This is a genomic window from Sphingobium sp. ZW T5_29, assembly GCF_044987515.1.
Lineage (GTDB): Bacteria > Pseudomonadota > Alphaproteobacteria > Sphingomonadales > Sphingomonadaceae > Sphingobium.
The window spans coordinates 263,596-275,785 of sequence record NZ_JBJDRM010000002.1 but is presented as its reverse complement, the minus strand read 5'-3'; the positions used below and the strand labels follow the sequence as shown (position 1 = coordinate 275,785).

Genomic DNA, 12,190 nt, shown 5'->3' with positions numbered 1-12,190 from the left:
CCTCCTGCCTTTCGAAACCTGTTTCGAATGTTCTTACATCATCGGCCACTACGATACCCCTCAGACGAGGGGCGAAACATAGACAAATCAGCGCTTACGAAAATGTGGGGAGGTTTTTGCGCTTACGCTGATTCTGATCTTCACTAGGTCGCAGCCGCGCAGCTTGCTATCGATGGCGAGATCAAAGAGGGCCCGATCCCGAATGCGTCCATGCTGGTCGAGGAAGAAACGGACGGCCCAGATCTGACGGGGTTTGAGCGCGCGCTTCGCCCCCACCTTGCGTCCGGCGTTCCAAGATACTCGCTCGCGAGCGGCGGGATCAAATTCTGACAATCCCATGACACGTCTCCTAAGGCCATGATGGCCACAGGTAGAACGCTTCAGAGTAGGCCGACCCTTTGCCGACGCTCAGGAGCGAATTCCTCACGCCGACGTTCGGTCGGTCCGCTTTCCCGATCTGGACGCCCAAGACTGGCCGCTAGCCGCCTGACAGCTTTCAGGCTTGCGGCTGAGAAAAGCTGACACTGAAAGTGTCCGTCCCCGACAGCAGCACTCACGCCAATCGGCGGCGTATCGGACAGCGGTTGCCTCGCTGCTTTGCTATGATGTCACATGGTATCATCGTGGCTTAGGCTCTCACCCGGGCACCAATGTCTTTCGAGCGTCGCGATCACTCGTGCACTGCGGTCGGTGCCGAGTAATTGTAAAACGCCAATGCACCATCGATCATGGTACGATACCATCCATAGCCGAGATTGACGGCGGCCAATTCTCTGGATTGAAGACGACCTGCGTATATACCAATAACTTCGTAGTGCGACATTTCTTGAAGCGCACCGATATCCTGATTGTGCGCGGTGAAAGTGGTCACACGACGCACGATCGGAGAACCGGACATACCAGCCGTCGTCGCAGCATCAATCAGAAACATGGGCCGACCCGCTACACCCATTGATGTCTCGGAGGCAATTGAACCTCGCTTCCATAAGGGAAGCATCAGCCCCTCATAATTCTGCAGCGGGTATCCTAAAATAAAGCAGTCATCACCGACATTGGTAACGATGCGCGTACCCAGATGATCATTAATAAAACAACTCATCGTCTCTGCCCCACTAAAGCCGGTGCGATTAGGGTCTCGTGCGATCACGGCTCCGCAGGGAATGGGGATACCCCAAATATCGACGCTTTGCCCGCCGACTTGGGGAGGCTTTTCCAGAACCTTCGCCATCTCCTCATCGCTCCATTCTAGCGTCCAGCGGATACGCTTAATGTTGACGACGCCCAAGGTTGTTGAGACCGACATACCGTAAAATCGAATGCGCCTCGGGACGTATCCACTCGCGCTGATTTCTTCAGTAAGCGCGTTTCGTCCAGATGCGACATGCCAGTTTGTGACCAGAAATGGCTGGCCATCTCGCCTCCAGAAAAAACCACTAGCCGTGTGAAGCACGGTGTCCGACCCATCGTTGGCCATAAGTTCAATAGGTGTGCAGCAAAACGACAGCCCGTTGAAACTTGCGCCAGCGAAATTCTCTCCTCCAGCGACTGTCGAGACAGTGCTCCCTCCACCATACTTCAAAACGCCGTCATTCATCGCGTCTTTTCCAATGCAAAAGCTTACCGTCGCGCTCTGCTGAGAGCCGAGTGGGGCATTGCCCCCGCAGGCGACCGGTTATTATGCTGTGCACAAAATCGCATTGATGCATATCTTTTCCCCCAATTAGCGCGCGGCTATCACGATCAGTTTGATGTCAGCAAAATGTCCGAAAATGGGTCGTCTCCACAATTTTTCTAATCTAGGCGCAGTGAACGTCGCCTTACCTCGATTCCGGATTCGGAAGCTGACAGTCGCGACATTGCCAAACCTGCCTTGCCAGCCGCAGCCAGCAGAGTCGCCGTCAAACGCCGCTGGCACTTGGCTCTCGCTAACCATAAACGCCATTTATCGCTGGACAAAACCGAACACAACGATATAGTTGTGTCATGATACCGGACCTAATCGAGCTGGGGCCACCTTGCCCTTGGGCCGTGTTGCCAGCCGGCATTCACGACACGACGCTTGCTGAGGTAGAGGCTCGCTTCGCGACCACACCCCATCGCAAGTGGCTGTTCGATGGCTTCGTCCGCATGGTTCAGGCTCTGGCGGCCGCCGGCTGCCGTTATGTTTATCTGGATGGCAGCTTCGTGACCGCGAAACCGCACCCCGGCGACTACGACGGCTGCTGGGAGCATGTCGGGGTCGACCCGGCCAAGCTCGATCCGGTTCTTCTCGATTTCGACAACAAGCGAGCAGCGCAAAAAGCAAAATACCTCGGTGAGATGTTCATTGCCGGAATGCCCAATGGGCCGGGCGCACCCTTTCTCGACTTCTTCCAGGTCGAGAAGTCATCCGGCCTGGCCAAGGGCATTCTCCGCATCCCGCTCGCGCCGCTGAAAGGAGCGACGCCATGATCACCAACGAAAAGCAGTACAGGTCGACAAAGGCTTCGATCGAGAAGCTGGCGGGAGCCTTTGCCACACTTGAGACATCGACCAGTGACTTCCCTGAAGTGTTCGCGAAGGCGCAGCGCTCGGCACTGCGCAGCCAAATCGACGAACTCGAGGAGGACGTGCGCTTCTACGAGGACCTCCGCGCGGGCAAAATTTCGGAATTCTCGGCGGAAAGCCTTCACGATCTTCCTGATATCCTTATTCAGGCCCGCATCGCGCGCGGCATGAGCCAGAAGGATCTCGGCGATTTCCTCGGCGTCGCCGAACAGCAGATCCAGCGCTACGAATCCGACCGCTATCGTATGGCAAGCCTCGACCGACTCACGGAGGTGGCCGACGCCCTGAACGTGCGCATCGTCGAGCGCGCCCAACTGGTCGGCAGCCCGAAACTCGATAGCGTCGATCCGACGGTTTGGCAGGCATTCCCGGTCGCCGAAATGTATAAGCGCGGCTGGTTCGAGGATTTCTCGGGCACGCTCTCACAGGCAAAGAAGACTGCCAGCGATCTAATCCCGGCATTCCTGCGGGGTACTCACTCGCAGTTTGCGCCGATGGCCCTTCACCGCAAGTCGGTACGGTCGAGTGGACAAGTCCATGAAGCCTCCATTGCCGCTTGGGAAGCGCGAGTTCGGGCACTGGCCGATCGAAATCCACCCGACCGTGCGTTTGATCGAAACCGTCTCACCGCGGAATGGGTGCGCGGCTTGGTCGGTCTCAGTCTGGAAGACAATGGACCACGCCTTGCAGCCGACTATCTGCGCGACGTAGGCATATCGCTGGTGATCGAACGCCACCTGCCAGGCACATTGCTTGACGGTGCCGCGCTGGCGTCAGCCGATCATCATGCCATTGTCGCGATGACCCTGCGTCACGACCGGCTCGACAACTTCTGGTTCACGCTGCTCCACGAGATCGGCCATCTGAAGCTGCACATCCGGTTGGGAGAATACGCGGCGATCTTTGACGACAACGATTCGCCGGCAGCCGACAAGGTTGAGCAGGATGCCGACTATTTTGCGCAGGAAGCCCTGATCCCGGAGGCGAACTGGAACCTTGCGGTGTCGCGCTTCACCCGCAACGACAAGGCAGTCGTGGCCGATGCCAAACGCTTCGGCGTGGCACCTGCGGTGATCGCTGGCCGGATCCGGCGGGACGCGAATGACTACACACTGTTCCGCACGCTCGTCGGCAATGGCGAAGTTCGCCGCCAGTTCGATATTTAAGGGGGCGACGACATGCCAATTACGCACACCGACTACGTGCCGATCCTCAAATGGCGGCAGGGCGAATACCAAGCGCTCTTTCGCCTGCCGGACGCCGTTAAGGACAGGACCGTTCCTCTTATCGAGATCACACCCCCGGATTTCGATTTCGAGACGTGGACACCTTCGAAGTCGATCGACGATCACGTCGCAAAGTTTGCCGCTCGCTTTCGAGCCAAATGGGGAACGCGCCTTGCGCTGCTCGACTGCGGGCTGCTGGATCCGGCTGAGGTGATGCAGGGCGGAAAGCATCCAATGCTATACCTGTGCGAGGAGGCATTCGCACGGGGAGCCACGCTTATTCCGGTCATCAGACTGGACAGCAACGCAGCCTATCGCACGGCCGTGAGAGCCGCGAGCGCATTGATGCAGACCGGAGTGATATTGCGCTGTACTCTTGACGAAGCTCTGGATCCCGACTTCGACCTCAATGTTGGTGCAGCACTTCAGCAACTCGGTGTGACCATCCCCGACTGCGATGTGGTTCTCGACCTCGAAGCCCCGGCCTGGGATCCTCAAGACGTGCTGATCAACATAGTCACCGCTGCGATCCAAGCATCGAATGCCATGGCGACTGCGCGCAGCCTCGTCCTCGCGGGTACATCATTTCCCGCTTCCATGGCCGAGGTGACCGGTCCCATTCAATTCTGGCCTCGGCGGGAATGGACGTTTTTCCGGGCGCTCCTGGCTAATCTGGGCGAGACTGTCCGCAAACCGACATTTGCTGACTATGCCATTGCCGCCAATGGGTACTCACAAATGGACATGAGGAAAGTGAAGCCTTCGGCAACGATCCGCTACGCCTGTGACGATGGCTGGATTATTGCGAAGGGTGTCAACGTGCGTGACAACGGGTTCGGGCAGTATCGGGGATGCAGCGGCACCGTTACAGGATCAGCCCATTTTCTGGGTTCGGGTTTCTCGCCCGGCAGTGATTATATCGAGCAGTGCCGAGACGGGATTGCCGGCACCGGGAGCCTGTCCACATGGCGGTGGGTAGGCTCGAACCATCACATCACAAAAGTGGTGGCCGATCTCGCCACGATGTTCGGGCCTTGAGAGTCTCGCGGACAGTTTGCGAGAGACGGCGCAGCGACAGCCTATCCACCAACATCTTGTAGAGCGTCGCGCGTGGAGCGCGGAGTTCTCGCTCCGAGACGCCAAGACTTCTCAGGATCGCCTGCGCTTCAGGTCGCCACAGCAGACGAGCCAGAATAAGTGGATCGATGCCCTTGTTTGCTCGTTCCGGTCGGACACGACGGAACCGCACGCCCTGGGTCGCCCCGCGCTCGGCGACCATGATGCCCCACCAATCAGGCACCATCGTCATGGCCGATGCGAGATGTTTGGGATCGACGATCAACAAGGCCTTGTCGACAACTTCGCCATAGGCGGCCACCTGCCGCGGCAAGCGCTCCAAGGTGTCGGCTTCTGCCTTGATTTCGACGCCGCGAATGTGGCCGTTGATCACGGCAATATCGATCCGGCAACTGCCATGATCGAGGCCGAGTTCATCGATGATCAGGGTGTCGGGGCAGGCCTGGGCGTGCGTGAGCAACCGCCGATAGGCGGCTTTCCTTACATCACTGTCCCGAAGCGGTGTCGAAGCCATCCCGAAGCGATAGCCGTGGTTATAGCGGAGTGGCAACGGCCAATGTTACGCCGGGCCTGCCATGACCTCTATCCGCGGGCCCACATATGGCTGGCATGGAGACGGCGATGGATCAATGAGACCAGGGTCAGAAGATCCTGAGCGTCACCCTTCGACATCGGCTAGTGAATGCGAGGTTCATGGGCCGTTGAGTTGCGGAACATCCCGAAAGTTCCATTGATGAGATTTGCGAACCCATGCTGCTCACCCCGTTCGCTCTCGCTTGAAAGTGGGTTGATCGTGATCATCGGCGGCGTTCGGGTACGCCACTGGCATCGAGCAGCCGCCGGATGACTGCTCGTGGCAGAATCTGCCGTTGAACCGGCCGAATTGGGACGGCAGAAATTCCCAGCCGTTGCCATTCAAAGCTGACGCCCCAGACCTCGGCAACGTCAGCTTATGTACTCCTAGCGATCCAGACCGGACAGAGTGCAAAGTCCCAAAGGCAGCCGAAAATCAGACCGCAGATTCCGTTTCAGCGGCTGCCAAATCGCTGCTCCGCCTCCCTTTTACGACATTCCATTCGACTTCCCGCGCGCGTTGAGCATTGCTGTCCGCGTGAGTCGGCGAGCAGTAGCCGATGCCGCTCCGGAGCTTCGCTCTCCGGGGCTGTGGGCAGTGGGGCGGCGGCATCAGGCCGCGCCTCGCAAGGAGACCGCTCATGATAAAACTTACCGACATGCAACTCGTGCTGCTGACCACCGCCGCCGCGCGCTCCAACGGTAGCCTCCTTCCGCCCGCCGAGAGCCTCGGCCGCTATGGAGACCGCATCCGCCGCTCCGTCGAGAGTCTGATAAAAAGAGCGTTCGCCGCCGAGATATCGGTCCAGGACAACAGCCGGTCCTGGCGAGAGGATGCCGGGCAAATGTTTGGCGTTTCCATCACTGACGCCGGTCGAACGGCGATCGGATGCGGAGAGTACAGCGAAGTTGCCCCGAAGGCAGCGGAGGATGAGAAGCAACGTCCTCGGCCTTCGGCACCCCGCGACGGCAGCAAAGCCGCACTGCTTCTCGGACTGCTTGGTCGTGAGGATGGAGCGACTCTTACTGAACTTGTCCAAGCCACCGGCTGGCTGCCCCACACGACGCGCGCGGCCCTGACAGGTCTCCGCAAGAAAGGCCATGCCATCGCAAAGGGCAAGCGCGATGAGGCAACCTGCTACCGTATTCAGGCAGCAGCCTGATGCAGCCCCTGGACGTTCAACTGGCGCGGCTGACGACCTTGTCCTCAGCCGCGCTACGGGCTGAATGGCGTCAACTCTACAGGCATCCGGCGCCCGACATGACCGCTGACCTGCTCCGCCGTGGCCTTGCCTGGCGATTGCAGGAACGGGCGCTGGGTGGGGCAGGACCCGCCGTTCAGCGCGAGATCGCGCGGCTGGTGCGGGAGGTCGAGCGGACCGGCGAGGCCGCGCCGACATCGACAGGCCGCATCAAGACCGGGACCTGGCTGGTGCGGGACTGGGGAGGCGACAGCCACCAGGTGCTGGTTCTCGACGACGGCTATTATTATCGCGAGCAGCGCTATCGATCGCTGACCAGCATCGCCTTCGAGATCACCGGCACCCACTGGTCAGGGCCACGCTTTTTCGGCCTCAAGCCCAAAGGGAAGGAGAAGGCGGATGGCCAGAGCACGTGATGGGGCACGAACCATCCGCTGCGCCATCTACACCCGCAAATCCACCGAGGAAGGACTGGAGCAAAGCTTCAATTCGCTTCATGCCCAACGCGAAGCCTGCGCGGCCTATGTTCTGAGCCAACGGCACGAAGGCTGGACGTTGATCCCGGACTATTATGATGATGGCGGCTATTCCGGCGGCACCATGGACCGCCCTGCCCTCAAGGCCCTACTCGTCGAAGTGGCGGCAGGTCGCATCGATGTCATAGTCGTCTACAAGGTAGACCGGCTGACCCGCAGTCTAGCGGATTTCGCTCGCATCGTCGATGTGCTCGACAAGGCTGAGGCCAGCTTTGTGTCGGTCACCCAGTCATTCAACACCACCAGCAGCATGGGCCGGCTGACCCTCAATGTCCTGCTCTCGTTCGCCCAGTTCGAGCGTGAAGTGACTGGTGAACGCATCCGCGACAAGATCGCCGCTTCAAAGGCAAAGGGCATGTGGATGGGCGGACCTGTTCCGCTGGGCTATCGACTGGAAGACCGCATGCTGCACATTGACCGAGAGGAGGCTGAACTCATTCGCCACATCTTCCGGCGCTATCTCGATCTTGGTTCGGGGCGGCTGGTTGTTGCTGAACTGGATCGCGATGGGCATCGCAGCAAGCAACGGATAAACCGGCATGGGAGGATCTATGGTCGGCAGCCGATCAGTCGCGGAGCGCTGTACGCCATCCTTCAGAACCGGCTCTACATCGGCGAGGTCGTCCACAAGGAGAATGTCTATCCCGGACAGCATGCGGCAATCATCGACATCGAAACCTTTGAAGCGGTCCAGCAAAGGATCGCTCTTGGCCGTACCGAAAAGCGGCTGGGCAGTCGGGCCGCGTGTCCGAGCCTGCTCTCAGGCATCATCCGGGATGGTCATGGCGGGCGCATGACACCATCGCATGCCGTCAAGCAGCAGAAGCGCTATCGATATTATGTATCGCAGATCGAAAGTCATGCCGACATGACCACGCCAGCGTGGCGGGTATCGGCACCCGAGCTGGAAGCCCGGGTGCTGGAGGAGGTCAAGGTCGCGATCAGCGAGGCGATGCGGCGCGCCCTGTCACGCGGGCAGATGAGCGGTGATGCGATCCAGCTTCTCCAGGGCCGGTGTGGCGCCTCGCTGGAGGCGCTGGCGCAGACTTCTCCCGCGGCTCTTCGAGAGCAACTGCTGCAACTTGTGAAAAGCGTCGATCTTGATGAAGCCAGGCTGCGCATCACCCTGTCCCTCGACAGCATCGACGAGCAGCTCGCAGGTTCGGATCAACGGGAGTTGGCGATCGCCATCGTTCGCAATGGCCGTCAGGCGAAGATCGTCATCCCGCCGCCAGCTTCGCGCGAGCCATTGCCCAACCCATCGTTGCTCAAGCTTATAGCGCAGGCCTTTGCCGCCAGAGCGCAGATCGATAAGGGCGGCAGCTTCCTGGAGGTGGCAAGCCGTCTTGGCTGTGGCCGGGAATATCTCGCCGACCTGCTACGCACGAGCTATCTCGCGCCATCCATCATACAAGCCATCCTCGAAGGGCGTCAGCCCGCTGACCTTAGCCGCAAGCGACTGGTGCAGACAAACCGCATCCCGTTAGGCTGGGGCGAGCAGGAAGCATTGTTCGGATTTAGCTGACGGTCAGGGCAACTCACTTACGCAAGGCGCGGGGCCAAGCGGCCCCGCTACTCGTTCGAATCCCCAAAAATCCCGGGTCTACCATCTTGCCCTTCAGAGATATCGCGCCACGGGGCGCCTTAGCAACGGGCGCAAAGCGTCTCTGCTTTGGCGCACCACAAAATGAGGACGATAAGTAACGGAAAACCCGCCATAAATCCGACTGTGGCAGAAGCGTCTCCGGACCGCCGGCATATGTCAGGGAGAGTGGTGCCCCACAGACTACAAAGATGGGCACTCAAATCATTGGGAAATTTCCGTCGCACGCGGCTGATTTAGGCCGATAGGCGAATTTCCGGTCTGGAGCTGACCAACAGAGACAGCTGCCGTTCGGTTGCCTTTAACCGATGCGCGAGGCAACAACGCTGCCATTTCGCGAAGGCAGATCGGATTCTAATCAGGCTTGTAATGCCAGCTTCAACGATAACCATCCCGCCCTATGAAACAGAACAGCTTCACTAGCATAGGACCCTATACCGCTTATGCGCGGAATTCTCCAGAATGGGGCGGCTTTCATGAGCAGTTTCCATCCCCAGTGGCGACTTTACCGCTGGCTCGCGCTCCAGCTACGTCACGACATCGGAAATCAGCACGATCCATCGTAGCCCTGCGGCTCGCCGCACGATCGACTGTCCAGTTCAACGGCGGCTGCGGACGCCATGTCAGCCTTGCGGTAAAATGACGAGATTCCGGTCGATTTCGGCATAAGCTGTCGGCAGGCCTTCGGGATCGTCGTTACAGTCGCAACCACGTTCGTCAGCGCGATCGAGCGAGCCAGGCAGCACGCATCTTTACGACCATGTTTTGCCAACCCGCGCCGTTCGCCGTCTATAACGGTCTCTCGAAGTTGGGAGCCAACTCCGGTTCACATAGAACTTCATACCGCAAGTTCTGTATCGGCCGCCGTTACCGCCGAATGCGTTTGCTCGGACAGGAGGCCGAACGACTGGCCCCCTGTCTGTTGAAGCTCCGTTTGGATCAGATCTGCCTTAAAAGGTGTAGCGGGCGCGAACCCCGTACATCCTCGGCTCTCCATAGATGGTCGAATGATAGAGATAGGTGTTGTACAAGTTTGGATTACCGATCCGGTAGAGATTATTGGTCAGGTTAGTTGCGTAAAGACCCAGATCGAGGTTGCTGTTTGCGACCTTGCGCCAGTCTATCGAGAGGCTAAGCGTACCGAAACCTTCAAGTTCCTCGCCCGGCTCTGTCCCGGGAAGCGCCGTCGCCGCCGTATGTTGTGAAGATGTGTGGGAATAGCTCACGAACATCGCGAGCGTCCCCAGATCATTGGCGAGCGGTTGTTCAGCCGATACATGGAAGCTATATGTGTAGGGTGCGACGCCGGTGAAGGGGACGCAACCCAGATCGACCGTCCCACCCGGCGCAACGAGACCACCACTGCAATCCACCGCCGGCAGATTGGTCGTATATTCATAGCTCTTATATTTGGCGTCAGTGTAGCTGAAGTTGCCGCCAATCTCGACGCCGCGGAACGGCCGTATCGATCCTTCGACCTCGACACCCTGAACACGCGCAACGGCTCCCAGAATTTGGGCTCCCAGCAATGCGCCGTTTACATCCGGTGCGGCACGCTGGATGTTCTTGTAGTCGAGATAATAATAGCTGACGTTCAGAACGCTGCCGATCCCGGCGATATTGAAGTCGGACTTGAAGCCACCTTCATAGGAAGTGACCTTTTCCGGCTGGAACGTCCGCGTGTTTTCAAAGACGGCGTTGGTATTGATGCCACCTGCCTTATAGCCACGGCTGATCTTGCCGTAGAGCAGAAGGTCGGGAGACACCCGGTAATCGATACCCGCGGTCCAGGTTGGGGCGCCTGTCTTGAGCCTGGCGTTGAACTGGCACTCGGTGGGGTCTGTCACCACCGAACCGTCCGAGCAGGAGAAGCTGCCGGGCGCCAGAGTGAGAGGTGCATAGTAAGCGGCAGATCCGCTGATAGTGTCCCACGTATAGCGGTATCCACCGGTGATCTTCAGCCCATCGAGGCTGGGTGCAAACGCGCCGATATCCAATGTGGCCTGGCCGTAGAGCGCCTTCGACTTGGTCGTGATCGCATAGGTTAGACGTTGCGAGTCGCAAAAGCCGGTGAACGCGGCCGGGCAGAAGCCGTAGACCGTTGCCCCCTGCGAGCCGGTGGGCCGTTGATCGAACAGGAAACCGCCAACCGTGAAGTTCAGCTTGCCGTCGAGCAGCTTGCCCTGAAGCTGCAGTTCCTCGGTTATCGTGCGGAATCGATCACGCGGGATCGTCGGTGCGGGCGGGAGATATTCGACCGGCGTTCCGTCGCCCGGCAGCGTCACCTGTCCCGAAGCCGGGAACTGGCGTGCGTCATATTCGTCCTGCTGGAAGATCGACGCATCATTGTCCACCGCGAAGCGCGTCTGGAACCGCTGATAGCTGATGATGTTGCGCAGCGTCAGGCTGTCGTTCAGATCCAGCGCGGACGTGTTGGTGATGCCCCACGTCTTCGTCTTCTGGTAGGTATCGGTGCTGTAGGCCGTCTTGCGGGGTCCGCGTTCGTCCGCCTCTGCTGCGGCGGCACGGTAGACGTCACAAGACGCGATCACGCCGGGAACGGTTGGGCCTTCCTGGCAGAAACCATAGAGCTCCAATCCGGCGATGTTGAAACCGCGATTGACCTGACCGGTGCCGTTGTTGCTGGAATAGGCGCCATAGGCCATCGTATAGTTTTCGAACGTCTCGGTGGGCCGAAGGACCAGGCCAACACGCCCGGAATACCAGTGAAGGTCATCCCGGTCCTTGTTCCAGACGACATCGTGGGTAAAGCCGTCCCGATCCTGATAGGCGCCGGTTACGCGCAGCAGAACTTTGTCATCTACGACCGGCACATTGATCGCGCCCTCGAACTCGCGATTGTCATAGGCGCCGATCTTGGCCTGGACATAGCCGCCAAAGTCCGCCGTCGGCTTTTGCGGCACGAGCAGCACCGCACCGCCCGTGGTGTTGCGACCGAACAGCGTTCCCTGCGGTCCGTTTAGAATCTGCATGCTCTGAAGATCGACGAAATTGCCGGGGCCACCCTGCTGGTTAACCGAGATCGGCGACGGCAGCGGAACTTCGTTCAGATAGACCACGACGCCCGGCGACGCCTGCAAGGTAGCGCCCTGGCCGCGGATCGTGAAGGATTGCGCCTCGCGCGAACCCTGTCCGCTCGTCCCGACGGTAAGCGACGGCACGGCACCCTGAAGGTCCTGGGACTGTGTGATCCCCTGCTGCTGCAGACGATCGGAGGAAAAGGCAGTGATCGAAATCGGAACGTCCTGGGCGCGCTCCTCCCGACGCTGAGCGGTGACCACGATATCGGAAGAGCCGTCGTTAGCAACCGCGGGCGGCGCGCTGGCCTCTGCCGACGTTTGCGCAATCGCCCCGCCCCCCAACATCATGGCTACTGATGTTGCACAGAAAAGTCCTGTTCGAACG

Annotated in this window: 10 protein-coding genes and 1 pseudogene; 6 read left to right on the top strand and 5 right to left on the bottom strand. The window is 59.3% G+C overall.

All coding sequences use genetic code 11. From position 1 onward, the window contains the following. Nucleotides 1-129 precede the first annotated feature (129 nt). Nucleotides 130-339, bottom strand: a pseudogene (locus ACI3KQ_RS02655) (integrase); the annotation flags it as partial. A gap of 331 nt (nucleotides 340-670) precedes the next feature. Continuing rightward, nucleotides 671-1,594: a hypothetical protein gene (locus ACI3KQ_RS02650; protein ID WP_404954502.1), complete on the bottom strand. Its 924-nt coding sequence runs from the start codon at nucleotides 1,592-1,594 to the stop codon at nucleotides 671-673. A 434-nt stretch (nucleotides 1,595-2,028) separates the two neighbouring features. Between ACI3KQ_RS02650 and ACI3KQ_RS02645 the strand changes: the two genes are divergently transcribed. The 3 genes from ACI3KQ_RS02645 to ACI3KQ_RS02635 are packed head-to-tail and all read left to right on the top strand — an operon-like array spanning nucleotide 2,029 to nucleotide 4,811. Beyond that, complete coding sequence (locus ACI3KQ_RS02645; RefSeq protein WP_404954500.1) at nucleotides 2,029-2,451, top strand: DUF6932 family protein; 423 nt, start codon at nucleotides 2,029-2,031, stop codon at nucleotides 2,449-2,451. Beyond that, a complete protein-coding gene (locus ACI3KQ_RS02640; protein WP_404954498.1) occupies nucleotides 2,448-3,713 on the top strand; it encodes a helix-turn-helix domain-containing protein in 1,266 nt (421 codons plus the stop codon). Before ACI3KQ_RS02645 ends, ACI3KQ_RS02640 begins: the two co-directional genes overlap by 4 nt. 12 nt (nucleotides 3,714-3,725) lie before the next feature. Beyond that, on the top strand, nucleotides 3,726-4,811 hold the full coding sequence (locus ACI3KQ_RS02635) for a beta family protein (RefSeq protein WP_404954496.1): 1,086 nt from the start codon (nucleotides 3,726-3,728) through the stop codon (nucleotides 4,809-4,811). Here the strand turns inward: ACI3KQ_RS02635 and ACI3KQ_RS02630 are convergent. Continuing rightward, complete coding sequence (locus ACI3KQ_RS02630) at nucleotides 4,768-5,364, bottom strand: sce7726 family protein (RefSeq protein ID WP_404954494.1); 597 nt, start codon at nucleotides 5,362-5,364, stop codon at nucleotides 4,768-4,770. The genes ACI3KQ_RS02635 and ACI3KQ_RS02630 overlap by 44 nt on opposite strands. Before the next feature lie 161 nt (nucleotides 5,365-5,525). After that, a complete protein-coding gene (locus ACI3KQ_RS02625; RefSeq protein ID WP_404954493.1) occupies nucleotides 5,526-5,765 on the bottom strand; it encodes a TIGR02391 family protein in 240 nt (79 codons plus the stop codon). 299 nt (nucleotides 5,766-6,064) lie between these two features. Here ACI3KQ_RS02625 and ACI3KQ_RS02620 point away from each other — a divergent pair, with 299 nt between their 5' ends. The 3 genes from ACI3KQ_RS02620 to ACI3KQ_RS02610 are packed head-to-tail and all read left to right on the top strand — an operon-like array spanning nucleotide 6,065 to nucleotide 8,686. Then, nucleotides 6,065-6,586 carry a DUF3489 domain-containing protein gene (locus ACI3KQ_RS02620; protein WP_404954492.1) on the top strand — a complete coding sequence of 174 codons (522 nt, stop codon included), beginning with the start codon at nucleotides 6,065-6,067 and terminating at the stop codon, nucleotides 6,584-6,586. After that, nucleotides 6,586-7,041, top strand: a complete 456-nt coding sequence (locus ACI3KQ_RS02615) for a DUF2924 domain-containing protein (protein WP_404954491.1) — start codon at nucleotides 6,586-6,588, stop codon at nucleotides 7,039-7,041. Before ACI3KQ_RS02620 ends, ACI3KQ_RS02615 begins: the two co-directional genes overlap by 1 nt. Continuing rightward, nucleotides 7,025-8,686, top strand: a complete 1,662-nt coding sequence (locus ACI3KQ_RS02610; RefSeq protein ID WP_404954490.1) for a recombinase family protein — start codon at nucleotides 7,025-7,027, stop codon at nucleotides 8,684-8,686. The genes ACI3KQ_RS02615 and ACI3KQ_RS02610 overlap by 17 nt, the downstream gene beginning before the upstream one ends. A gap of 1,028 nt (nucleotides 8,687-9,714) precedes the next feature. Here the strand turns inward: ACI3KQ_RS02610 and ACI3KQ_RS02605 are convergent. Then, on the bottom strand, nucleotides 9,715-12,153 hold the full coding sequence (locus tag ACI3KQ_RS02605) for a TonB-dependent receptor (RefSeq protein ID WP_404954488.1): 2,439 nt from the start codon (nucleotides 12,151-12,153) through the stop codon (nucleotides 9,715-9,717). Nucleotides 12,154-12,190: the final 37 nt, after the last annotated feature.

Bases quoted from the DNA above. Each gene is read 5' to 3' on its own strand.
- ACI3KQ_RS02650 (WP_404954502.1), bottom strand. From the start codon at position 1,594: ATGAATGACGGCGTTTTGAAGTATGGTGGAGGGAGCACTGTCTCGACA.
- ACI3KQ_RS02640 (WP_404954498.1), top strand. From the start codon at position 2,448: ATGATCACCAACGAAAAGCAGTACAGGTCGACAAAGGCTTCGATCGAG.
- ACI3KQ_RS02635 (WP_404954496.1), top strand. From the start codon at position 3,726: ATGCCAATTACGCACACCGACTACGTGCCGATCCTCAAATGGCGGCAG.
- ACI3KQ_RS02630 (WP_404954494.1), bottom strand. From the start codon at position 5,364: ATGGCTTCGACACCGCTTCGGGACAGTGATGTAAGGAAAGCCGCCTAT.
- ACI3KQ_RS02625 (WP_404954493.1), bottom strand. From the start codon at position 5,765: ATGGCAACGGCTGGGAATTTCTGCCGTCCCAATTCGGCCGGTTCAACG.
- ACI3KQ_RS02620 (WP_404954492.1), top strand. From the start codon at position 6,065: ATGATAAAACTTACCGACATGCAACTCGTGCTGCTGACCACCGCCGCC.
- ACI3KQ_RS02615 (WP_404954491.1), top strand. From the start codon at position 6,586: ATGCAGCCCCTGGACGTTCAACTGGCGCGGCTGACGACCTTGTCCTCA.
- ACI3KQ_RS02610 (WP_404954490.1), top strand. From the start codon at position 7,025: ATGGCCAGAGCACGTGATGGGGCACGAACCATCCGCTGCGCCATCTAC.
- ACI3KQ_RS02605 (WP_404954488.1), bottom strand. From the start codon at position 12,153: ATGATGTTGGGGGGCGGGGCGATTGCGCAAACGTCGGCAGAGGCCAGC.